The 23,466-nt window shown below is 33.3% G+C and carries 21 protein-coding genes; 19 read left to right on the top strand and 2 right to left on the bottom strand.

Annotated elements, in window-relative coordinates; genetic code table 11:
• Positions 1–1,350: an esterase/lipase family protein gene (locus E5Z56_RS01605; RefSeq protein ID WP_232842465.1), complete on the bottom strand. Its 1,350-nt coding sequence runs from the start codon at positions 1,348–1,350 to the stop codon at positions 1–3.
• Between the two features lie 134 nt (positions 1,351–1,484).
• Here E5Z56_RS01605 and E5Z56_RS01600 point away from each other — a divergent pair, with 134 nt between their 5' ends.
• Positions 1,485–1,949, top strand: coding sequence for a TspO/MBR family protein (locus E5Z56_RS01600; RefSeq protein ID WP_175405334.1), 465 nt, complete (start codon positions 1,485–1,487; stop codon positions 1,947–1,949).
• An 878-nt stretch (positions 1,950–2,827) separates the two neighbouring features.
• Here the strand turns inward: E5Z56_RS01600 and E5Z56_RS01595 are convergent.
• Positions 2,828–4,561, bottom strand: coding sequence for an alanine/glycine:cation symporter family protein (locus tag E5Z56_RS01595; RefSeq protein WP_138157924.1), 1,734 nt, complete (start codon positions 4,559–4,561; stop codon positions 2,828–2,830).
• Positions 4,562–4,858: 297 nt separating this feature from the next.
• Here E5Z56_RS01595 and E5Z56_RS01590 point away from each other — a divergent pair, with 297 nt between their 5' ends.
• The 18 genes from E5Z56_RS01590 (at position 4,859) to E5Z56_RS01505 (ending at position 23,349) form a co-directional block, all read left to right on the top strand.
• The gene (locus E5Z56_RS01590; RefSeq protein ID WP_138156233.1) at positions 4,859–5,563 is read left to right on the top strand and encodes a phosphatase PAP2 family protein; all 705 of its coding nucleotides are present in this window, start codon (positions 4,859–4,861) and stop codon (positions 5,561–5,563) included.
• Positions 5,564–5,759: 196 nt separating this feature from the next.
• Positions 5,760–6,293: a hypothetical protein gene (locus E5Z56_RS01585; RefSeq protein ID WP_138156232.1), complete on the top strand. Its 534-nt coding sequence runs from the start codon at positions 5,760–5,762 to the stop codon at positions 6,291–6,293.
• On the top strand, positions 6,290–6,484 hold the full coding sequence (locus E5Z56_RS01580) for a helix-turn-helix transcriptional regulator (RefSeq protein ID WP_138156231.1): 195 nt from the start codon (positions 6,290–6,292) through the stop codon (positions 6,482–6,484). Before E5Z56_RS01585 ends, E5Z56_RS01580 begins: the two co-directional genes overlap by 4 nt.
• On the top strand, positions 6,485–7,306 hold the full coding sequence (locus E5Z56_RS01575) for an HAD family hydrolase (protein ID WP_138156230.1): 822 nt from the start codon (positions 6,485–6,487) through the stop codon (positions 7,304–7,306). It begins immediately after the preceding gene.
• A gap of 146 nt (positions 7,307–7,452) precedes the next feature.
• Positions 7,453–8,679, top strand: a complete 1,227-nt coding sequence (locus E5Z56_RS01570; RefSeq protein ID WP_138156229.1) for an aminopeptidase — start codon at positions 7,453–7,455, stop codon at positions 8,677–8,679.
• Positions 8,680–8,693: 14 nt separating this feature from the next.
• Entirely contained in the window at positions 8,694–9,545 is an 852-nt protein-coding gene (locus E5Z56_RS01565; protein WP_138156228.1) for a metallophosphoesterase, read from the top strand.
• Positions 9,526–13,062: a BREX-1 system adenine-specific DNA-methyltransferase PglX gene (pglX, locus tag E5Z56_RS01560; RefSeq protein ID WP_138156227.1), complete on the top strand. Its 3,537-nt coding sequence runs from the start codon at positions 9,526–9,528 to the stop codon at positions 13,060–13,062. Before E5Z56_RS01565 ends, pglX begins: the two co-directional genes overlap by 20 nt.
• Positions 13,063–13,112: 50 nt before the next feature.
• Complete coding sequence (locus E5Z56_RS01555; protein WP_138156226.1) at positions 13,113–13,616, top strand: NUDIX hydrolase; 504 nt, start codon at positions 13,113–13,115, stop codon at positions 13,614–13,616.
• Between the two features lie 28 nt (positions 13,617–13,644).
• A complete protein-coding gene (locus E5Z56_RS01550; protein ID WP_138156225.1) occupies positions 13,645–14,256 on the top strand; it encodes an HdeD family acid-resistance protein in 612 nt (203 codons plus the stop codon).
• A gap of 54 nt (positions 14,257–14,310) precedes the next feature.
• The gene (locus E5Z56_RS01545) at positions 14,311–15,141 is read left to right on the top strand and encodes an NAD(P)H-hydrate epimerase (protein WP_138156224.1); all 831 of its coding nucleotides are present in this window, start codon (positions 14,311–14,313) and stop codon (positions 15,139–15,141) included.
• A gap of 1 nt (position 15,142) precedes the next feature.
• Positions 15,143–15,376: a Smr/MutS family protein gene (locus E5Z56_RS01540; RefSeq protein WP_138156223.1), complete on the top strand. Its 234-nt coding sequence runs from the start codon at positions 15,143–15,145 to the stop codon at positions 15,374–15,376.
• Between the two features lie 9 nt (positions 15,377–15,385).
• Entirely contained in the window at positions 15,386–16,234 is an 849-nt protein-coding gene (locus E5Z56_RS01535) for a hypothetical protein (RefSeq protein WP_138156222.1), read from the top strand.
• A 342-nt stretch (positions 16,235–16,576) separates the two neighbouring features.
• Positions 16,577–17,911, top strand: coding sequence for an NADP-specific glutamate dehydrogenase (gdhA, locus tag E5Z56_RS01530; protein WP_138156221.1), 1,335 nt, complete (start codon positions 16,577–16,579; stop codon positions 17,909–17,911).
• Positions 17,912–18,316: 405 nt separating this feature from the next.
• Complete coding sequence (locus E5Z56_RS01525; RefSeq protein ID WP_138156220.1) at positions 18,317–18,796, top strand: arsenate reductase/protein-tyrosine-phosphatase family protein; 480 nt, start codon at positions 18,317–18,319, stop codon at positions 18,794–18,796.
• Complete coding sequence (gene rimI / locus E5Z56_RS01520) at positions 18,774–19,205, top strand: ribosomal protein S18-alanine N-acetyltransferase (protein ID WP_138156219.1); 432 nt, start codon at positions 18,774–18,776, stop codon at positions 19,203–19,205. The genes E5Z56_RS01525 and rimI overlap by 23 nt, the downstream gene beginning before the upstream one ends.
• A gap of 12 nt (positions 19,206–19,217) precedes the next feature.
• On the top strand, positions 19,218–20,228 hold the full coding sequence (gene tsaD, locus E5Z56_RS01515) for a tRNA (adenosine(37)-N6)-threonylcarbamoyltransferase complex transferase subunit TsaD (protein WP_138156218.1): 1,011 nt from the start codon (positions 19,218–19,220) through the stop codon (positions 20,226–20,228).
• Between the two features lie 186 nt (positions 20,229–20,414).
• Entirely contained in the window at positions 20,415–20,837 is a 423-nt protein-coding gene (locus E5Z56_RS01510) for a metal-sensing transcriptional repressor (protein ID WP_138156217.1), read from the top strand.
• Between the two features lie 10 nt (positions 20,838–20,847).
• The gene (locus tag E5Z56_RS01505; RefSeq protein ID WP_138156216.1) at positions 20,848–23,349 is read left to right on the top strand and encodes a heavy metal translocating P-type ATPase; all 2,502 of its coding nucleotides are present in this window, start codon (positions 20,848–20,850) and stop codon (positions 23,347–23,349) included.
• The last annotated feature ends 117 nt before the right edge of the window (positions 23,350–23,466 follow it).

Here is a 23,466-nt window from a genome sequence, read left to right as displayed (position 1 = left end):
TTATAAATTTCTATTCTTTAGGTCACTTACTAGTTGAACATAAAATTCTCTTACATCAAAGCCCTTAATATTTTCCCTATTAAGGTCAATCATATCACCATGAGAAATACCTCTGTTGCCTTTAACAGTCAGTAGGGTATAGTTCTCACCCCAAGGAAATGACTTTATAGAAACCAAACCGTCATTTTTACCGTCAAAATATTTAACCAAATGGTAAGAAAGGTTAAGTGGAAATTTACCACTTGTAGCCTTGTTAAGTATTGAACCAAAACTTTGACAGTAAATATTATCAAGGTGTTCTTCACCAATATCCTCATTAATAGCCTTAACACCACTTGCAGTTAAGTCATTAACCGATGCCATAAAGTCAGGATTTTTGTCACCAAGTTGTCTTAGTGAAGTGTTATATGTAGTTGCAATTTTGTTTTGAATCGACTTAGGCACTTTAGTCAGTAGGTAGTCGGCAAATTCACAACCTTTATGTGGTGTGTTGATTGTGGTAAGTGAAGCTACCATTTCCCCGATATTTTCTTTAGCAATAGCATATCTAACATCAAGACCACCTTTAGAGTGAGCAATAATATTTACCTTTTTGCAGTTAGTTTCAGCTACAATATTTCTGATTCTTTCTGCCAATTCCTTTGCACTGTCCTTTACAGATAAAGCTGATTGATGGTTGCCGTAGTAGACTTTACAACCGTTTTTCTCTAATTCTTTAGGAATTCTACCCCAATAATTAAAGTTCTTAAAGTCCCTAAAGAACACACCATGTACAAATAAAATAGGGTACTTGGTACGGCAAATTTCTTTATCTTTTCTACTTTCATTTAGTAGATATTTGCTTTCTTCAGTAACAACCTCATCCTTAACAACCTTTACAATTTTGCCCAGTGCAAATAGGTTTGCGATAGGAATAAGACCACACAAAATGCCTATTACTCTGTGCTTAATTCCAAGTTGAACAGAAAATAAATATACATTTATAATTCCGTTCCAGAATAATATTGAAAGTGTAACAACACATACTAAAACACTATACAGAAAATCTGTCCAACTTGCCACATTAGGTATCATCCAAATCATAAATACAATATGATAAATCACCGATACTAAACAAGAATAAGCAAAAGTTGTTAAGCATATCCTACCATGGTCACATAGCTTTAACCTTTTTGTATGTACTGTGCTACCGATTAAAGGCATAATGTTTGAATATAAAAAGGTAACAATAGCTACCATAATAAATGAAAACTGTCCACCCTTTAATAGCAAGTAACAGTTAGCAGTAAATACACTTGCTAAAAAGTAAAAGAATAATTTTAGTTTATCGAATTTCAAAATTTTATTCATTATTTCACATCCTATTAACTCTAATTGTACCAAAAGTTTCTGTAAAATGAAATACTATCATAAAAATTTTGTAGTAATAAATGAGAAAATTTACACATAATAATGATATACATTTTATAGGTAGGGGAAATAAAATGATAAAATTAAAAAATTACATTATCAGCCTTATTATCAGTATAGGTATAGGACAGATTTCAGGATTCTTAACTAAGAATGCATCTAAAAATTTTTCAAGTAATTTTAATCAGTCAGCATTGACACCACCTGATTGGGTGTTTCCTGTTGTGTGGGTAATACTGTTTTTCTTAATGGGTATTTCTGCAACACTTGTTTATGAGTCCCATTGTAAATATAAGAAGTATGGACTGCTGATTTATGGTGTGCAGTTAGCCTTTAACTTTTTGTGGTCAATGCTTTTCTTCTTAGGGGAACAGTTTGTACTTTCATTTGGTTGGCTGACAATTCTTATCCTTATGGTGGTGGGAATGATTTTGCTTTTTTACAAATGTAATAAAATCGCCGGTTATCTCCAAATCCCTTATTTGGTGTGGCTGTGTTTCGCAATGTATCTAAATTATATTGTGGTGATCTTGAATTAAAAGTATAGATAAAATAGTTTTTAATTTGGTTGTGGTTAAGATGATTTTGATAAATTTGGGTTTGTGGGTGTGAATTATAACAAAATTTTGGCTTACAGTCGTAGGGGCGAACATCGTTCGCCCGTTTAATAGTAAAATATTTTATACAATTTTGTCCTATGTAGAAACTAGAAATTATAACTTGCTACATAGGGCAAAGTACCTATATAAAGGCTAGTTTGTAACGGGACATCAATGATGTCCCCTACAACTGTATCTCATAATGTTCATTGTATTTTATAGTTAGAAATAAAGGAAAGTTACTTCTATGATGATATTTTAAACAAGTTTAAAATATCAACCACTCCTTCCGTCTTTGCATACACAAAGCCACCAGCCTCTGCATAAGTTCGCAAAGCCAAATATAAAATTTGGATGCTCACTTATCCCTCAGCGAGGGAGGAGGCAACAAAGTATGTACAATTTTGAAAATATGTACATACTTATTGATTTGTAGAAACTGTATCCGGCTCCCTCAGACGAGGGAGCTGTCATTCGTGAATTGCAAAGCAATTCACCTTTTAAAGAATGACTGAAGGAGGGAAAAACTATAAACTAGATGAATTAATCGGTTACTATCTAATTAATCTACATTACATAATCATCCCCACAAACCCAAATTTATTTAACTAACCTTTACGCATAATGAAAATTGAAAAAACTTATTTGTAGGTATAACTTACTATATTTATTATAAATTACAATAAAAATGAGAATAAGGAAAAAGAAAAGGAGTGGCTGAACCACTCCTTTAAGTTTATATTTTGTTTTTGTAACGGTAAATGAAATCAAAAGCAGTAAATAAAATCAAATATTACCTACTATATTACAATTGAAAATTATTTATTATTCTTAGCTTTTGCTCTTTCTTCTTTCCAAATTGGTTGGAATTCTTTAGTTTCTTTTGCAAGTTTATTGCTTAAGATTAATACTGCAATAACATTAGGAACAATCATAAGTGCATTCGCAATATCTGAGAATGACCATACAATATCAAGAGAAATTACTGCACCGAAGTAAACAACAAGTGAGAATATAATTCTGTATATGTAACATACAAGTGGCTTTTTAGCAAGGAACTCAAGTGCCTTTTCACCGTTATATTCCCAACCAAGAATAGTAGAGAAAGCAAAGAGGATAAGTCCGATAGTTACAAGGTAAGCACCAACATCACCAAGTACACTTCTAAATGCTTCAATAGTTAGCTTAGCACCGGTTGTTAGTGTAAGTGATTCGTACTGTCCATCAGTACTGAACTTTACATTGTTACCACTTTCATCTTGCCATGTACCCTGTAAAGTTGTTTCGGTAGCCTTAGCTTCTACACCATCCATCTTTTTGTCAAAGTCAGTTTCCTGATTTGTAGCAATTTTTTCTTTAGTACAAGGTGTGTAGTTTGTAACATTACCACTATCATCAGTTAATGAGAAACCATCATCAGTTAATGCATACTCGTAAATTGTGTCTTTGTATGAGGAGTCAGAACCAATATTGTGAGATGCAATAGTGATTTTGTTATTATCAATAACATATGTGCCATCCATAGCTGCATTAGTTGTACCAAGCACTCCGGATGATGCAATAGCTAAACCTGTAATTGTACAAACAACAATTGTATCTAGGAATGTACCACACATATTGATATAGCCTTGACGAATGTGGTTGTCAGTATGTGCAGCAGCTGCAGCAATAGCAGCAGAACCCATACCGGCTTCATTACTAAATACACCTCTGCCAACACCGTAACGCATTGAGTTCATCATTGTTGCAGTAAGTGTACCGGCTATACCACCGGCAACTGATTTACCGGAAAAAGCCATAACAAAAATGTTTCTTAGTCCTTCAGGAATACCGGAAATGTTACCGAAGATAACTACAAGACCTGCGATAATGTAAAAGACAGCCATTGCAGGGACTAGTACAGAAGAAACCTTTGAAATACTCTGAATACCACCTAAAACAATAAGCAGTACCATAACAGTAAGGATTAGACCTGTTACCCATGTAGGAATAGTAAAGGTTGAGTTAACTGCATCAGAAATTGAGTTAGCTTGTGTTAAGTTACCGATACCGAATGAAGCAAGTAATGCAAAGATTGCAAATAATACTGCCAAAATTTTACCAGGTAGCTTGTCGTGAAATGCTGCCTTAATTGAGTACATAGGACCACCAAGCATTTCACCTCGGTCATTAACAACTCTGTACTTAATAGATAATGCACATTCAGCAAACTTTGTTGTAATACCAAACGCTGCTGAAATCCACATCCATACCAAAGCACCCGGACCACCGGCTACCATAGCAGTGGCAACACCAACAATGTTACCTGTACCGATTGTAGATGCAAGTGCAGTCATAAGTGCTGCAAAAGGAGAAACATCACCTTTGCCACCGTCTTTTTTAATTCTTGATTCTTTGCTGAAAAGTGCTTTTAGTGATGGAAAAAGGTTTCTCCAAGGTAGAAAACCAAACCTAAAGGTTAGGTAAACACCTGTACCAACAAGCAGTATCAGCATTACAGGACCCCATACTGCATTGTCAATGTCGTTTAGGACATTTTGCAGTGAGTTCATAAAATGTTCCATAATTCTGCTCCTCATTTTTAAATTGTATATTACTACGGAAAAAAGGTAGCACACCGAATATATGCACTACCTTGTACCTGTATATTATACACTATTTATCACTTTAATACAATGAAATGCACCAACGAAATTCGACAAATTCTACAATTTCTATATATTTACCAAAATATATGAATAAACAAATGGACTTATTCATAAAATATGTATGTTAATTTATGTACATTTTTTGTAAAAGGTATATAAAACATAGATTAAATCTTGATTTTGAAATGTGGTTGTGCTAATATGTTTGATATGAAAAAACAGTTAATTCCAAGATATGCGTATTTGCCTATTGTGGTTTGTCTTGTTTGGAACACCCTTGTTTACAATATGACAAGGTTCTTTACCAACAAAATGACCCATTATGATTTTTCAATAAAATTAGATAGTTACATTCCTTATGTATCCTCTTTTGTAGTGATATATGTTCTTTCTTATGCGTTGTGGATTATAGGTTTCTTGGTGTTTGCTAAAGAAAGTAGAAGTCTTTGCAATGAGCTTTTTGCTGCTGAATTTGTGTGCAAAACCATTTGCCTATTTTGTTTTGTTATTATCCCAACCACTATGACAAGAGCAAATGTTCCTTCCGGAGGTGTTCTTAACTGGTTGACTAATGCTGTTTATTCATTGGACCAACCTAATAATCTTTTCCCATCTATCCATTGTATGGAAAGCTGGATTTGCTTTAGAGGTGCTTTAAGGTGTAAGAAGGTTCACCCTATGTATAGCAAGGTGTGGTTTGTTCTTGCTGTACTAATTTGTATGTCAACTGTATTTGTAAAGCAACATGTGTTTGTTGATATTATCGGTGGTATTGTAGTGGCTGAAATCGGATTATTTCTTTCAAAGAAATTTAACCTTGGCAGAGCCTATGATGTTGTAAGGTATAAGTTTATTTCGTTTGTAAGACCTAAGAAAAAGACAAATAAGGTTGTACTGAAAAAGTAATAAATAAGTTAATAAATTCTAAAAGTCATACTGTTTTCGGTGTGACTTTTTTATTGCCTAAAAATATATATTAGAAAAGCTGACTTAACATAAAGTAAAATATTTCAAAATAATTGTAAAATATACTTGACATAATGTAATCTGGGTAGTAATATATAGTCAGGAGATAAAAATAAATTTTATTGGAGGTTTTATTATGATTAATACTGAGAAACTTTTTTATGCATTAGGTATTGTTGCAGGTTTTGTAGTGGTTTTCCTTGTTTGTCTTTTTGCACATTTGTATAGAAAGAAAAAAGGTAAACCTACTAACGATTACGACGAAAGACAAAAGGCTATTCAAGGTGTAGCATATAAGTATTCTTTCTTTACAGTTATTGCTTACTATGTTGCCAACGGTCTATTTTGCAATTTCTTTGGTAATTGGCTTGATACAATGTCAATGAACTTTGTGGGTATTTGCTTAGGCGTTGCCGTATTTGTTATTTATGCAATTGTTAAAGATGCTTATGTTTCATTGTCCGGTAATCTTTCAAAGTATGTTATTATCTTTTTGGCAGTAAGTGTAATTAACCTTGTTTGCTATTTTGGTAATACAGTTAGTGGTGATGGTGATGAAGCATTTATTATGAACCTAGTTTGTGGCATCACATTCTTGATTGTTTCAGTAATTGCAATTATGAAAATCATCATTGACAAAAAAGTAGAAAAGAAAGAGATTGAAGAATGAAAAATTTAAAGTTAAAGTCTGCTAGGGCAGGTATGGATATTTCTCAGGCTAAACTTGCTGAGCTTGTTGGAGTATCACGACAAACTATAAATGCTATTGAAAAGGGTGACTACAACCCTACAATCAAACTTTGCATTGCAATTTGTAAAGCACTTAGCAAAACTTTGGATGAACTGTTTTGGGAGGAATAAATGAATACACTTTATGTTTCTGACCTTGACGGTACACTACTGAACAGTGATGTTAAGATTAGCGAAAATAGTAAAAATATTATTAACACTCTTATTGATAAAGGAATGAACTTTACAGTTGCTACTGCAAGAAGCTTAGTTTCTGCAAGTGATAAAATTGAGGGTTTGAACCTAAAGTTACCTGTAGTTGTATATAACGGTACTTTCACAATGATGAAAGATACAGGAGATATAGTGAATTCCAATTACTTTGATAAGGCTGACAGAGATTTTATTATTGAAAATATTAAGAAATCTTCACTTAACCCTTTGGTGTATTCATTTGTTAATAATGTAGAAAAGGTTAGCTATAACAAGAATTTTGTAAATCAAGGTACAAAATATTACCTTGATGTTAGAGGTAATGACCCTAGAATGAACCCTCTGAACAGTAGTGAAAACCTTTATGAGGGTAATATTTTTTATTTCACTATTATTGGTGAATATGATGAGGTAAAAGAGTTTTATAATTCTATTAAAGAAAATAACAATATTAGAGTAACATTTCAGAAAGAAATTTATAATGAGTCTTATTGGTGTGAGATTATGCCTATAACTGCATCAAAGGCTAATGGGATTTTGCAGTTAAAAGAAACATATAATTTTGATAGGGTAGTGACCTTTGGTGATGCTATCAATGATGTACCTATGTTTCAGATTTCCGATGAATGTTATGCAATGGATAATGCTTGTAAAGAATTAAAATCAATTGCAACTAAGGTCATTTTAAGTAATAATCAAGATGGTGTAGCTTTATTTTTACAAGAAAAATTTAATAGTTAAATAAGGTTGTGGTAAATAACTTATAATGAAAAGTATTTGCCACAACCCTTTTTATTGTAATTTATTAATAAATATAGTATAATTTGAGTATTATAATTTATATGTAACTATGGATAATCCTAGTGAAAGATAATAAGGTGATATATATGAAAAAGACAGATTTAAGAAATTATGCAAAGCTAATTGCCCAAAAGGGTGTTAATGTACAGAAAAATCAAGAGGTGTATATTACTGCACAACTTGACCAACCTGAATTTGTGAAAATGCTGGTTGAAGAATGTTACCGAAGTGGTGCAGGTAAAGTTATTGTTGATTGGAACTATCAGCCACTTACTAAACTTCATGTTCGTTGGCAAAAGGAAAAGGTGCTTTCCAAAGTTGAAGAATGGGAAAAGGCTAGACTACAACACAAGGTTGATGTGCTACCTGCAATTATTTATCTTGAAAGTGAAGACCCTGACGGATTAAAGGGTGTTAATATGGAAAAGCTGGTAAAATCTCAGCAGATTAAGAGAAAAATCACTAAGCCATATCGTGACCAAATGGATAATAAGTATCAGTGGTGTATTGCAGCAGTTCCGGGAGCTGATTGGGCAAAGAAAGTTTTCCCTAATGAGCGTAAAAGTGTTGCTATTGAAAAGCTATGGGAAGCTATCCTATACACTTCAAGAGCTAACGGTGACCCTATCAAAAATTGGGAAGAACATAACAAAGACCTAAAAGAAAGATGTGACTACCTAAATTCACTGGGTATTGAAACATTAGAGTACAAGTCATCTAACGGTACTGACTTTAAGGTAGGTATGATAGAAACTGCTCAGTTCCTAGGTGGTTGTGAAGATACACTAGGTACAAATGTACCATTTAATGCAAATATCCCATCAGAAGAAATTTTCATCACACCAAAGAAAGGTGTTGCTGAGGGTATTGTTTATGCATCAAAGCCACTTTCATACCAAGGTCAGCTAATTGAGAATTTCTCAGTAAGATTTGAAAATGGTAAGGCAGTAGAAGTAAAGGCTGAAAAGAATGAGGACCTACTAAAGTCAATTATTGCAATGGATGAAAATTCAGCTTATCTTGGTGAAGTAGCACTTGTACCATATGATTCACCAATCAGAAACAGTGAAATTCTATTCTACAACACATTGTTTGATGAAAATGCAGCTTGTCACCTAGCTTTTGGTGAGGGTTTTACAAACTGTTTAAAGGACTATGAGGACTTAACTCTTGAACAATGCAGAGAAAGAGGCATTAACGATAGCCTAGTTCATGTTGACTTTATGATTGGTAATGAGGACTTAAACATTACTGCTATTACCGGAGACGGCAAGAGAGTACCTATCTTCAAAGATGGTAACTGGGCATTTTAATTTAAGGTAACTTAATGATAAAGTATATTATTTTTTCAATTCTTTTTATTATCCTAGTTGTAATATTTTTCATTGCAGTTAGTGATATTAGATTTCGCAAAATCAAGAATGTAACCTACACAATTGAAAGTGAGAAAATAAAGAAAAGTATAAAAGCTGTCTTTGTTTCTGACTTTCATAATTGTGGCGATATAGGTGAAATAGTGAAAAGAATAGAAAATATTTCTCCTGATATAGTTTTTTTAGGTGGAGATTTAGTTGATAGAATTAGTGGTTGTCAGCAAGGGTATGAGTTAGCTAATATTCTTGTACAGAAATATAACTGCTATTTTGCACCGGGTAATCACGAATACGGACTGAAAGAACCTGAAGAAGTTTTATCAAATTTACAGAAAATTGGTGTAAAGGTTCTTGAGGATAAAGTAGAAAAGGTCATTATAAATGGCAACAAGATTGACATTTGTGGTGTTTATGACGGTGTGAAATTGTCAGAAAATTCTATGGCAACACAACTGAAAAATGTAAATTATAATTCTGATAAAGAAAATTATAGAATTTTACTTGCACATTTTCCTGTTTATGCAAAAAGCTATTTTAGGTATAAATTTGATTTGATACTTTCAGGTCACGAACATGGTGGAATGATTAGCCTACCTCATAAAGATAAGGGACTGATAGGTCACAAAGGCTTTTTCCCTACTTTTTCAGGTGGAGAATATGTAAAGGAAAATTCAGTTTTGATAGTTAGTAGGGGTATCAGCTACCCTAAGTATAACTATATTTTACCAAGACTTTTTAACAACCCTGAGTTGGTTGTAATTAATATTAAAGGTTTGAATAAAGATAATGGACAGAACAGCAATTAGAAATTTTGCAATTTTTGCAAGAAACAAATTAATTGAAGATATAAAGGAAAGGGCAACTTACTTTGGCGTTACGGAAAACGGTATTTCTCAGTTTTACGGTCACTTAACCGAAGAAGAAAAAGTTGCAAGACATCATTTTATTGAAAAAATAAACAGAAGTAACGAAGAAGATTATGTTACTTCTTTTAATGATGCCATAGAGGATATTGCCTATATTTGGTTTACAAGAATTGTAGCACTAAGATATATGGATGCAAATTCTCTATTGCCTTTTAATAATCAATTGTTCTTGTCCAAAGATGAAAAAGAACCTAAAATCATTTCTACTTTAGGTGATAATGTTCTTGATTTTACACCGGAAGATGAAATGAATATGGGTAAGTATAAAGCAGAAAAAGACAACAAATCTCTGTACATACTTCTGTTTGTAAAGGTCAATGAATATCTAGGTCAAAATATGACAGTATTCCAAAATGACCTTGACGATTATGTAAAACTTCTACTAAACCTTGACTATGACAGTAACGGTGTAATTGCTGAACTTTCTAAGATTAATATTGATAACTTTACCCAAGGTGTAGAGATTATGGGTTGGTTTCATCAGTATTACAATACAGATGTTTTCAACAAACTTTATGACGGTGATATGAGCAAGAAGAAAATTTCTTCAAAATATCTGCCTGTTGCAACTCAGCTATATACACCTGATTGGGTAGTAAAATATATGGTAGAAAATACTCTAGGTAGAGTGTGGGTTGACCATTTAATAGGTAATGGTGAAACTGAAAAGGCAGAGAACTTCATAAACAAATGGCAGTATTATATTAAAGATACTGATGAGGATAATCCTGAGCTTAAAAAAATCAGAGAAAAAAGAAAAGACCTAAAGCCTACTGATATTAAGTTCATTGACCCATGTATGGGTAGTGGTCATATTTTAGTTTATGCCTTTGAACTTTTAGTTGATATTTATTGTAATGAGGGCTATAGCCAAAGTGACTCAGCACTTTTAATTGTAGAAAATAACCTTTATGGTCTTGATATTGATGACAGAGCATCATCACTTTCTTACTTTGCTTTAATGATGAAAGCAAGTTACTACAACAAAAATCTAGTACTTGGTAAGTACAAGGTAAATCTTTGTAGTGTACAAGAAAGTAACAATATTGAAAATGTAGATGAAGTGGCATTATTCTTTAGCAACGATAACGAAAGATTGTTAGAGGAATTTACATATCTAATTACTGTATTTTATGACGGTAAAGAATATGGCAGTATCTTGAATTTAAGGAAAGTGGATTTTAAAAGCCTTTATAACAGAATAGAAGAATTGAGAAATTATAATCCGACAACTAAGGAAGAAAATAATTACTTAAAAGAAATATTCTCAAAGTTACTGCCACTTATTAACCAAGCAAATATTATGTCACATCACTATGATGTGGTAGTTACTAACCCACCATACCTAAGCAATTCAAGAATGAATAAGAAACTTGCAATGTATGTAAATAGGGAATATAACATTGCAAAAAATGATTTAGCAGTAGTGTTTATTCAGAAAGCAGTAGGTGTACTTTCTAAGGAAGATGCACTGATTGCTATGATTACTACAGTTTCTTGGATGTACCTAAAAAGTTTTGAAAAGTTCAGAAAATATTTATTACATAGTTTTCAGCTAAATTCTATTGTGGATTTTGGTACAGAACTTTTTGAGGGTAAAATCGGTCATTTGCCTGTTGTAACATGGGTAAACCGTAAACACCTACCATTCCAAAAGCTATGTGGTATTAGACTTTCTGAATATAACTACAGTAAGCGAAAAGAAAAGCATAATCAGTTCTTTAATAAAGAAAATTACCACTATACCGACCAATATGATTTTGCAAAAATACCGGGAGAACCGGTTGCATATTGGCTGGGGGATAGCTTTATGAAAGCCTTTGAACAAGGCAGAACCTTAGGTGAACTTACTGTATGCAGAAACGGTATGAAAACCGGTGATAATGAAAGGTTCTTAAGATTGTGGTGGGAGGTTAACCTATCTAAAGCAAACTTTACAGCAGAAAATGTAAATGATGCTTATGAAAGTGGTGCAACCTATTTTCCTTATAATAAAGGTGGAGAATATCGTAAGTGGTATGGCAATAATGACTACCTAATTAATTGGTACAAAAACGGTGAAACTGTTATGGGTAAAGCTAAGTTAGACGGTAGGCATACCCAAGACTATAACCAAGAACTAAAGTTTATGCCACTTGCCACATGGTCACTTATTACGGTGAAACCCGCATTTAGATATAAACAAAATGCACTTTCCGATATTGCCGGAATGTCTTTCTACACTAGTCAGGACAAGCTACTTTATTATTTAGGTTTTTGCAATTCTGTTATTGCAACTGAAATGATAAAACTACTTGCACCTACTATGAATTGCCAAGTAGGTGATATTGCCAGACTTCCAATTTTACATTCTTTAAGCAAAGAACAAGAGGTAAATGACCTAGTAACTGAGAATATTAATCTTGCAAAAGAGGACTTTGATTCCTTTGAAAATTCATGGGACTTTACTACTCATCCGTTTATAAAGTACAAGACTTCAACCGGTAAACTCCTTGATGCTTACTTGCAATGGGAGAAGGTAGCTAATGCTAGATTTAATAAGGTTAAGAAAAATGAAGAAAAGCTAAATGATATTTTCCTTGATATTTATAATGTAAAAGATGGCTTTAAAAGTGAAGTTGAAGAAAAAGATGTTACAATTTATAAAGCTGAAAAGGTTAGAGATGTTAAGTCCTTCCTATCATATGTAGTAGGTTGTGTATTAGGTAGATATAACCTTGATGATTTAGGCAATGTATATACAGGTGAAGTGTGGGATATTGATAAGTATAAAACCTTTACACCTGTAACTGATAACTGTGTTGTAATTACCGACAATGAAGATTATGAAGAAGATATTGTTTATTACCTAAAGAAATTCTTAGTAACTGTATTTGGCGAAAATTCTTTAGAAGAAAATTTAGCTTTTATTTCTTCTTCATTAAATGAAAAAGGTAAAACACCAACAGAAAAAATTAGAAACTATTTCTTCAACACCTTCTATAAGGAACATTTGTCTAACTATACAGTAGGTGTATCAGGAAAAAGACCGATTTATTGGATGCTATCTAGTGGCAAGAAAAAGGGCTTTAAAGCACTTGTTTATATGCATAGATGGTATTACGGTACACTTTCAGGTGTTAGAAGTCATCAGCTTTATGATATGATAAATTACTACAAAAAGGCTATTGAAAACTTAGACTGTAATTTTGTAGATGAGGATGATCTAAGCTATAAGGTGATGATGAAGTATAGAGATACTTTACTTTCCAGGTATGATGAAGTACAGAATTTTGAGAAGAAACTTTCTAAACTGGAGGGTGTTGACATTGATACTGATGACGGTATCAAATTTAACCACAATAAAGTACAAACAACAGTAGATGGGGAAGTAATTAATATTCTTGAAAAAATATAATTGCCTTTTCTTTGTAAATAATATATAATCAAATAAAAGGAGAGAATGAAATGGAACTTTGGGATATATATGATAAGAACAAAAACAGAACCGGTCGTACAATGAAGAGAAATGATTGGTGCCTTAAGGATGACGAATATCACCTAACAGTTTTAGGTGTTGTGTGTAGAGAAGACGGAAAATTCCTAATTACCAAGAGAGCTATGGACAAGGCATGGGCCCCAGGTTGGTGGGAAGTTTCAGGTGGTGCAGCAATGGCAGGTGAAGACTCTATTGATGCAGTTCGTAGAGAAGTACTTGAAGAAACAGGTCTTGATGTAACTAAGGGTAAGGAAGAATATCTATTTACTTACCATAGAGAAAATCCCGGTGAAGGCGACAACTACTTTGTAGATGTATACCGTTTTACACTTGATTTTACAGAAAATGATGTTCACAATCAGGAAAGAGAAACTACAGGTTTCAAACTTGCTACTGTTGATGAAATTAAGAAATATGCCGATGAAGGTATTTTCTTACATTATGACAGTATCAAGAAAGCTTTTGAAATCTAAAAATAAATATTTATAAAGGAGGGTGCTTATGAGTAGTAAAGACAATAAAGCCAAAACCTTTAAGAAAGAGTTTATCTTTACAGCTATAGCACTTATTGCAGTAGGTGCAATGTTTGTAATTTTACCTGAGTCCTCAACAAAGATTATTTGTTATGTTACAGCAGGACTGCTTTGTGTTTGGGGTATTATCAAACTGTTTATGTACATTAGTGCAGAAAGACAACAACAGGCCTTTACCTCTTTTTCTTTAGTGGGCTCGGTAGCACTAATAATCGGTGGTGTGGCAATTTTCATTAACCCTGAATTCTTTGCAAGTATTTTAGCAACATTTTTTGGTTGTGTAATGATTGTTGATGGTGTGCTAAAGGTACAGTATGGTGTTGACTTAGCTAAGATTGGTGCAAAAATGTGGTGGACAATCCTAATTCTTGCAGCAGTAATTATTGGTCTTGGATTGGTTGTTGTGTTTAATCCATTTTCAACTGCAATGGTATTTACAATTTTTGCAGGTACTGTTTTAATCTTCAACGGTATCTCTGATATTGTAACAACAATTTATGTTAGCCATATTTATAAAGAGTTAGCTAAGAAGCAAAAGACAATTACTCTTACTGATGAAGATTATAAAGATGTAGATTAATTACGAAACTGCCTTGGGAAACTAGGGCAGTTTTTAACATTATAAGGTGATAATATGGAAAAAGTTATAACAGTAGAAACAATGCGTAAAAGTGACGGTTATACTATTGCAAATTATATTGATAGCAAAAAGCTAATGTACAATGCAGGTGTAGGTGTATTTAACAGCTATGATTATAAAGGCAATATTGCAATAGTTTGTGGTAGTGGTAATAATGCCGGTGACGGTTATGTGCTATCATTACTCCTAAAAGAAAAGAATATTTCTTCAACTTTGTTCTTAATTAAAGAAAAGTTTTCGGAAGACGGTAGGTATTATTTTGACAAATGTATGGAAAAGAATATTCCTTATAAAGTGTGTGATGAAAGTACTGACTTTTCTGATTATGATATTATTGTTGATTGTATTTTCGGCACAGGCTTTAAAGGTGTAGCTAGGGGTATTGCCGGTGATATTATAGATAAAATTAATGACAGTAATAAGACAGTGATTTCAGTTGATATTAATTCAGGACTTAATGGTGATACAGGTTTTGGCGAAAAGGTAGTAAAGTCAGATTTAACAGTATCAATCGGTTATCTAAAGACAGGACTACTTATTAATGATGCTGAAAAGTATATCGGTAACTTGAAGAATTGCGATATTGATATTGAACTTATCGGTGATTACTATACACTTGTTGATAATTTTAGTAATGCTGAAAATGTAGTTGAATTTGATAATTTTAATTCTTTTACAGAAGAATATAATATTATTGAATACACAAACCCATTGGAAGTAGTAACAGAAATTGCAAAGGAAAATGATATTAATATTCTTATAAAGAATTTAGGCAAATATAGTTTCTTAGTTACTGACAAGGTAAAGGAACTTTCCGGGTGTTAATATGGCTTATTCTATTACAATTGATATTCATGGTGAAACAAGACAAAGTGGCAGAAAGTTACTTGAAAATAAGCTAAAGTCACTACCTAAAGACACAAGAGAAATTGTAGTAATTCATGGCTACCATCAAGGAAATACTTTGCAACAAATGGTGAGAAGTTTTAAGCATCCTATGGTGGAAAGAAAAATCTTAGGATTAAACCAAGGTGAAACTATATTTCTAATAAAGAAATAAGGAGAACATATGAAAGGTGTAAAAGTAATACATAAATTATTAGGTGAGGGAAGTGTTGTTTCTTTAAATAATGATATGCTTACAGTGCAGTTTCCGGAAAAAGAAATGACCTTTATTTTTCCTGATTGTTTCCAAAGTGTACTGTCAACTGAAGATAAAGATATGTCAGCCTTTGTAAAAATGGCAATCAATAACCGTGCGTTAGAGAAAAAGTTACTTGAGAAAAAAGGTCTAAAGAGAAGAGTGTATGAAACTCGTAAGGAAGTACCTAGGTGGAATACTGCTACAAAACCTAAACAAAGTGTAGCAAAGAAAGAACCAATATCTAAAGTTAATTCTGTAAAAGAAAATAGAACTTCAATAAACAGAACTATCCCTAAGCCTTCAGAAAGACAAGTCAACAGTATCCCAAGAAAAGTTCCCACAAAATCAGTAGAAAGAAAACCTATTAAGAAAAACGATTTTAATAAGTATTCTAAAAATTTAGTTAGGTATAAAGGTATAAATTGCTTTCTGTATTTAGGTGAAATTAAGAATGATACTATAGTTATAAACCCTATTGAATTAAAGGATAACAAGGAACTTTGCCAATATGTGTATAAAAATGACTTAGTATTTTCTATAAAAGAAAATAAAGTTGATAGTATAGGAATAGTATCCACAACCAAGTTAACCGATGAACAGACATATAAATTTACCCTAAATATTATCCCTATGATAGAAGAGGTTAAGGTAAAGAATGAATATACAAGTGTAATAAACCACTTAACCCCTATGGAATATAGGGATTTGCTATATGGTATCAGAAAATTTTGCCCTTATATATCCAGCATTGAGGGGATAAGAGAGCTAATGTGACCAAAACAGAAAAATGAAACTTTAATTTTTTTTCCTTCAAAAAATTATAAATTTGAATTGTACAAAAATGATATTGCATTATTATACAATATGTACAAATTTAGTGTTTTTATCGTGAAAACAGTTGAAAAATTCTAAATGTATGGTATAATTACAATCAGAGAAGAAAGGAATAAATCACCTTTCTAAACTAATAAATGAAATTATCAATTGCGAAACTTTCATTTTAAGTGTATTTCTCGAAAATATCAAATGAATATTGTTAGTAGATTTATGTTAAATGGATAGGTATAAATCAAAAGATAATTTCTACTCAAGACTTTATTTCAGGAGGAACAAAAAATGTCATATGTTGATGAAGTGTTAGCTCGTGTTAAAGCTAAAAACGCTAGCCAGCCGGAATTTCTACAGGCTGTTGAAGAGGTACTGGAATCTCTAAGACCTGCTGTAGAAGCAAATGAAGAAAAGTTTAAGAAAGAAGCTCTACTAGAAAGAATTACAGAGCCAGAAAGACAGATTATTTTCCGTGTACCTTGGGTTGACGACAATGGTCAGGTTCAGGTAAACACAGGTTACAGAGTTCAGTTTAACTCTGCTATTGGTCCTTACAAGGGTGGTCTAAGACTTCATCCTTCTGTTAATATTGGTATTATCAAGTTCTTAGGTTTTGAACAGATTTTCAAGAACAGCCTAACAGGTCTACCAATCGGTGGTGGTAAAGGTGGTTCTGACTTTGATCCTAAGGGCAAGTCAGATAGAGAAGTTATGGCATTCTGCCAGAGCTTTATGACAGAACTATACCGTCATATCGGTGCAGATACTGATGTACCCGCAGGTGACATCGGTACAGGTGCTAGAGAAATCGGCTTTATGTACGGTCAGTATAAGAGACTAAAGGGCGTTTATGAAGGCGTTCTAACAGGTAAAGGCCTATCATACGGTGGTTCTCTTGCTAGAACAGAAGCAACAGGTTACGGTCTACTTTACCTAACAGAAGAAATGCTAAAGTGCAACGGCAACGATATTGCAGGTAAGACAGTTGCAGTTTCAGGTGCAGGTAATGTTGCTATCTATGCTACTCAGAAGGCTCAGGAACTAGGTGCTAAGGTTGTTACAGTTTCTGACTCAACAGGTTGGATTTATGATTCTGAAGGCATTGATGTTGCTCTTCTAAAGGAAGTTAAGGAAGTTAAGCGTGCAAGACTAACAGAATATGCTGCTAACAGACCATCTGCTGAATATCACGAAGGCAAGGGTGTTTGGACAGTTAAGTGTGATGTTGCTCTTCCATGTGCTACTCAGAACGAACTAAACCTAGAAGATGCTAAGGCTCTTGTAGCTAACGGTGTTATCGCAGTTGCTGAAGGTGCTAATATGCCAACAACTCTAGATGCTACTAAGTATCTACAGGAAAATGGTGTTCTATTTGCTCCCGGTAAGGCTGCAAATGCAGGTGGTGTTGCTACTTCTGCTCTTGAAATGTCACAGAACAGCGAAAGACTATCATGGACATTTGAAGAAGTTGACGCTAAGCTAAAGAACATTATGGTTAACATTTTCCATAACCTAGATAACGCAGCTAAGAAGTATGGCTTTGAAGGTAACTATGTTGTAGGTGCTAACATTGCAGGCTTCGAAAAGGTTGCTGACGCTATGACAGCTCAGGGTATTGTTTAATCTTCTAACCTAACTATTACTTAAGTTTATATAGGCAGTATGTACTTTGCATACTGCCTTTTTTATTAAGTAGTATAGAATTTTACATTTTAATGTTGTGTTTTTTGTGCAAAAAAATTTCAGAAAATCAATTTTTAAATTATTTGTTACATTGTTTTACTGAATTTTTAGTAAAAACAGAGATTTTTATGTTTTACTAATATTTAATATAATTGTTGTTGCATTTTTTATTGAAAACTGATATAATAATTTCGTAATCTTGTTGAGATTGCATAGTGGTTTTTGAAATTATTTATTATGATGTGTGTGTAGAAAAATAGAATTTGTTATTGATTAGGTATATATTGGAAAGTATAAGATATAATAGAGTGATGTATTGTGAAACCCGATAGGGAGGTTTTAGTTATGAAAAAGATTTTATTTGTTTGTACAGGTAACACTTGTCGTTCCCCAATGGCAGAGGGAATTTTTAATAATTTAGCAAAACAATATCATATTGACGCAATTGCAGAAAGTGCCGGTTTTGATACTGAAGATGGTCTACCTGCTTCTGAAAATGCAATTAAGGCTTGTTCAGAAATCGGTGTTGATATTAGCAACCATAAGTCTAAGAAGTTTGATGAATGTAACCTTGATGAGTACATTAGATTCCTTACAATGAGCTTTGACCATGCCAATATCCTTATTGATAAGGGTATTCCTTGGAGCAAGATTGAGGTCCTATGTGGTGCTGACCATGGTGTGCCTGACCCATATGGTTTTGGTCTTGGCATCTATCGTTCTTGCCGTGATGTTATTAAGCGTTGTATCGAAAAGTATTTTATCAAACTTGAAGAGAAAGAAAAGGACTTTAAGGCAGAAAATGAAGATAATCGGAATGAATGAGGATAATATTTATTCTGTAAAAGAAATTGAAGATGAATGTTTCAGCAATCCCTGGTCTTTTGAAAGCTTAGAAATAGAGCTTTCTAAGGTTGGGGCTTGCTTTTATGTTGCCGAAGAAGATGAGGCAATGGGTTACATAGGCTTTAATATGGTGCTTGATGAAGGCTATATTGCTAACTTAGCCGTTAAGGAAAAGTACCGTAGAAAAGGTGTGGCTAATGCTTTACTTCAAAAGGTAGTTGATACTGCTAAGGAAAATAACCTTGCTTTCGTTTCACTGGAGGTAAGGGAAGGGAACATTCCGGCAATAAACTTGTATAATAAATTTGGATTTACTAAGCAAGGTGTAAGGAAGAATTTTTATCGCAATCCCACAGAAAATGGATTGATTTTAACTAAATTTCTATAAAGGAAAAATAATATGAAGATTTTAGGAATAGAAAGTTCATGTGACGAAACTGCAGCATCAGTTGTGGAAGATGGCAGAACAGTACTATCAAATGTAGTTGCAAGTTCAGTAGAAGAACATAAGCTATATGGTGGTGTTGTACCGGAAATCGCATCAAGACGACATGCAGAGTGTATCTCACAAGTTGTGGAACAGGCTCTAAGGGATGCAAATGTTACTCTTGATAATATTGACGGTATCGGTGTTACCCATGCTCCGGGACTTATTGGAGCATTACTTGTAGGTGTGAATTTTGCAAAAGGTTTAGCTTATAGTGCTAAGAAACCTCTTGTGCCAACTCATCACCTAAGAAGTCACATTGCATCAAATTATATTTCAAATAAAGAATTAAAACCACCTTTTATGTGCCTAGTTGTTTCAGGTGGACATAGTCATATTGTTATGGTTGAGTCTTATACCAAGATGAAAATTATCGGCAGAACTAGGGATGATGCAGCAGGTGAAGCATTTGATAAGGCTGCTCGTACAATGGGTATGAGTTATCCCGGTGGTATTTCTATGGATATTGAGGCAGAAAAGGGCGACCCATTTGCCTTTAAACTTCCAAGACCTATTGTTCATGATGCACCATATGATTTTTCATTTAGTGGTCTAAAGACTGCAATTATCAATACAATACATAATGCAAGTCAAAAGGGAGAAACCTTGCCAAAAGCTGATTTATGTGCATCATTTAGATGGGCAGTAGTTGATTGTCTTGTTACTAATTTCCTAAAAGCTGCTAAAGATTATAATGTAAAAACACTTGTAATTGCCGGTGGTGTATCTGCAAATTCACTTTTAAGAAGAAGATTACAAGAAGAATGTAAGAATTTAAGCTATGAACTTTATATGCCTGAAAAGAAGTATTGTGGTGATAACGGTGCTATGGTAGCAAGTCAGGCTTATTATGAACTACTTGACAATAATATTGCTGATTTAGACCTAAATGCAGTAGCAACACTTCCTATCGATTATAGATAATTCTGTATTAGAATTATAAAAATTCTTTAAAAGAAAATAATATATTGTACCAAAACCCGATTGATTTTCAGTCGGGTTATTTGTTATGTAAAAAAATCTTGACATATACCCTATGGGGGTATATAATGCAATTGTAAGTTAAAGAGTTTATTGATAATTTACAAGGGAAATTTGTGAGGTGACTCTATGAATACAGATATCAAAGATAAAAAAGCTAATATAGATTTAGCAGATAATTCATTAACAGAAAATTCTGTTGAAGAAATAAATTCTTCAGAAAAATGTTGTTCAGAAAATAGTGACAATACTAATAATGAAAAAGGTTGTTGTCACAAAACTAAGGAAAGAACAACTGATGAACAGAAAAAACTAATGAATAGACTTAGTAGAATTGAAGGTCAGATTAGAGGAATTAAAGGTATGGTTGAAAAAGATGCTTACTGTACAGATATTCTTGTACAGGTTTCTGCCGTAACCTCAGCACTAAATTCCTTTAGCAGAGAACTTCTTGCGAATCATATTCGTACTTGTGTAGTACATGATATTAAAGCAGATAAGGAAGAAACAGTTGATGACCTAATTTCTACATTAAAGAAAATTTTGAAATAAGGGTGATATTGTGAAACAATATAATGTTACCGGAATGAGTTGTGCTTCTTGTGTTGCAAGAGTAGAAAAAGCTGTTAACAAGGTTGACGGTGTTACTTCTTGCTCAGTAAACCTGCTAACTAATTCAATGTCAGTTGATGGGGATGTAAAGTCAAGTGATGTTATCAGTGCAGTAGAAAAGGCAGGTTACGGTGCATCTCTAAAAGGTAATTCTTATAAAGAAAATAAATCTAACGATGAACCATTGAAAGATACTGAAACTCCTAAATTAAAGAAAAGACTATTTTCTTCTTTAGTATTTCTAATATTACTGATGTATATTTCAATGGGTCATATGATGTGGGGTTTCCCTTTACCTAGCATTTTAGCAAATAACCATATTGCAATGGGTCTTATTCAGCTACTGCTAACAGGTATTATTATGGTGATAAACCAAAAGTTCTTTGTTAGTGGCTTTAAGGCTCTAATCAATAGGTCACCTAATATGGATACACTTGTTGCTTTAGGTGCAGGTGCATCATTTATTTATAGTGTGTATGCTTTGTTTGCAATGACTAATGCTCAAGTTAATAATGATATGTCACTTGTAATGAAGTATATGGATGAATTTTACTTTGAGTCTGCCGGTATGATTTTAACTTTAATTACCTTAGGTAAAATGTTAGAGTCCTACTCAAAAGGCAAAACTACCAATGCCATAAAAGGTCTAATGAATTTAGCACCTAAAAAAGCCACAATATTAGTAGATAATGTTGAAAAGGTAGTGCCTGTTGAAGAAGTAAAAATCGGTGATATTTTTGTTGTAAAGCCTGGGGAAAATATTCCTGTTGACGGTGTTGTAATTGAAGGTGAAAGTGCCGTTAATGAGTCAGCATTAACCGGTGAAAGTATCCCTGTTGATAAATCGGTAGGTGACAATGTATCAGGTGCAACAGTAAATCAATCAGGCTTTATTAAGTGCAAAGCAACTAAAGTTGGGGAAGATACAACTCTTTCTCAGATTATCAAAATGGTTAGTGATGCATCAGCTACTAAAGCACCTATTGCTAAGGTAGCAGATAAAGTTTCAGGTGTGTTTGTACCTGTTGTTATTTCAATTGCAGTAGTTACAATTATTGTGTGGTTACTATGTGGTGCAACCTTTGGTAATGCACTTGTTAGAGGTATTTCTGTACTTGTTATCAGTTGTCCTTGTGCATTGGGTTTGGCAACACCTGTTGCTATAATGGTTGGTAACGGTGTTGGTGCAAAGAACGGTATTTTGTTTAAAAATGCAACTTCTCTTGAAACTACAGGAAAAGTCAGTTATGTGCTACTTGATAAAACAGGTACAATCACTAACGGTACACCGGTAGTAACTGATATAATTCCTAGTGAGAATTATACGGAAGATAATTTACTAAGCTATGCTTCTTCTCTGGAAAGCAAAAGTGAACACCCATTGGCAAAGGCAGTTGTACAAAAAGCTATTGACAGTAGTATTAAAACTCTAGATACAACAGACTTTAAGTCACTAACAGGTAACGGTGTATCAGCTAAAATAAATGGCAAAACAATTGTTGGTGGTAGTGTAAAGCACATTTCTTCTATTGCTAACATTGATGAAAATATTATCAAAAAAGCTGATGACCTTGCAACTAAAGGCAAAACACCTTTACTGTTTGTTATGGATAATCAGTTGCTAGGTATTATTGCCGTAGCTGATGTGGTAAAAAGTGATAGTCCAAAGGCAATTAAAGAACTTCAAAATATGGGCATTAAGGTTGTTATGGTTACAGGTGATAATGAAAAGACTGCTCAAGCTATAGCAAAAGAGTCCGGTGTTGATGAAGTAATTGCCGGTGTATTACCTGACGGTAAAGAAAAGGTTGTTACTCAGTATAAACAGAAAGGTATGGTTGCAATGGTTGGTGACGGTATCAATGATGCTCCTGCATTAACAAGAGCAGATATTGGTATTGCTATTGGTGCAGGTACTGATGTTGCAATTGACTCAGCTGATATTGTATTGATAAAAAGTAAACTAACTGATGTTTCAGGTGCAATCAGACTAAGCAGAGGTACTTTAAGAAATATTCACGAAAATTTATTCTGGGCATTTATCTACAATGTAATCGGTATTCCTTTAGCTGCCGGTGTGTGGATTCCTATTTTCGGTTGGACACTTAGCCCTATGTTTGGTGCAGCAGCAATGAGTCTTTCAAGTTTCTGTGTTGTTACAAATGCCCTTAGACTTAACTTCTTAAATATCAGAAGTAGCAAAAGGGATAGAAAGATAAAAAATAAAACTAATAAAAAGGAGAAAAATACTATGACTACAACTCTAAAAATTAACGGTATGATGTGTCCTCATTGCGAGGCAACAGTAAAAACTGCTTTGGAAAGCATTGATGGTGTTACTTCTGCTGAAGTAAGTCACGAAAGTGGTACAGCAGTAGTTACTCTTTCAAAAGAAGTAAGTGATGATGTACTGAAGAAAGCAGTAGTAGACAAAGGTTATACTGTTGAATAATTAACACTCTAAGTAATATACATTCATTTAAGAATATATATTGTAAAAGTGTGGTAATATGTTATAATGAAGTCATTGATTTAATAGTCAATGACTTTATTTGTTTTGCAAGAAATG

This window comes from Ruminococcus bovis, from assembly GCF_005601135.1.
GTDB lineage: Bacteria > Bacillota > Clostridia > Oscillospirales > Acutalibacteraceae > Ruminococcoides > Ruminococcoides bovis.
Note: the sequence above shows the minus strand (reverse complement) of the source record. Positions and strands in the feature narration are given on the sequence as shown.

Bases quoted from the DNA above. Each gene is read 5' to 3' on its own strand.
- E5Z56_RS01605 (WP_232842465.1), bottom strand. From the start codon at position 1,350: ATGAATAAAATTTTGAAATTCGATAAACTAAAATTATTCTTTTACTTT.
- E5Z56_RS01600 (WP_175405334.1), top strand. From the start codon at position 1,485: ATGATAAAATTAAAAAATTACATTATCAGCCTTATTATCAGTATAGGT.
- E5Z56_RS01595 (WP_138157924.1), bottom strand. From the start codon at position 4,561: ATGAACTCACTGCAAAATGTCCTAAACGACATTGACAATGCAGTATGG.
- E5Z56_RS01590 (WP_138156233.1), top strand. From the start codon at position 4,859: ATGTTTGATATGAAAAAACAGTTAATTCCAAGATATGCGTATTTGCCT.
- E5Z56_RS01585 (WP_138156232.1), top strand. From the start codon at position 5,760: ATGATTAATACTGAGAAACTTTTTTATGCATTAGGTATTGTTGCAGGT.
- E5Z56_RS01580 (WP_138156231.1), top strand. From the start codon at position 6,290: ATGAAAAATTTAAAGTTAAAGTCTGCTAGGGCAGGTATGGATATTTCT.
- E5Z56_RS01575 (WP_138156230.1), top strand. From the start codon at position 6,485: ATGAATACACTTTATGTTTCTGACCTTGACGGTACACTACTGAACAGT.
- E5Z56_RS01570 (WP_138156229.1), top strand. From the start codon at position 7,453: ATGAAAAAGACAGATTTAAGAAATTATGCAAAGCTAATTGCCCAAAAG.
- E5Z56_RS01565 (WP_138156228.1), top strand. From the start codon at position 8,694: ATGATAAAGTATATTATTTTTTCAATTCTTTTTATTATCCTAGTTGTA.
- pglX (WP_138156227.1), top strand. From the start codon at position 9,526: ATGGACAGAACAGCAATTAGAAATTTTGCAATTTTTGCAAGAAACAAA.
- E5Z56_RS01555 (WP_138156226.1), top strand. From the start codon at position 13,113: ATGGAACTTTGGGATATATATGATAAGAACAAAAACAGAACCGGTCGT.
- E5Z56_RS01550 (WP_138156225.1), top strand. From the start codon at position 13,645: ATGAGTAGTAAAGACAATAAAGCCAAAACCTTTAAGAAAGAGTTTATC.
- E5Z56_RS01545 (WP_138156224.1), top strand. From the start codon at position 14,311: ATGGAAAAAGTTATAACAGTAGAAACAATGCGTAAAAGTGACGGTTAT.
- E5Z56_RS01540 (WP_138156223.1), top strand. From the start codon at position 15,143: ATGGCTTATTCTATTACAATTGATATTCATGGTGAAACAAGACAAAGT.
- E5Z56_RS01535 (WP_138156222.1), top strand. From the start codon at position 15,386: ATGAAAGGTGTAAAAGTAATACATAAATTATTAGGTGAGGGAAGTGTT.
- gdhA (WP_138156221.1), top strand. From the start codon at position 16,577: ATGTCATATGTTGATGAAGTGTTAGCTCGTGTTAAAGCTAAAAACGCT.
- E5Z56_RS01525 (WP_138156220.1), top strand. From the start codon at position 18,317: ATGAAAAAGATTTTATTTGTTTGTACAGGTAACACTTGTCGTTCCCCA.
- rimI (WP_138156219.1), top strand. From the start codon at position 18,774: ATGAAGATAATCGGAATGAATGAGGATAATATTTATTCTGTAAAAGAA.
- tsaD (WP_138156218.1), top strand. From the start codon at position 19,218: ATGAAGATTTTAGGAATAGAAAGTTCATGTGACGAAACTGCAGCATCA.
- E5Z56_RS01510 (WP_138156217.1), top strand. From the start codon at position 20,415: ATGAATACAGATATCAAAGATAAAAAAGCTAATATAGATTTAGCAGAT.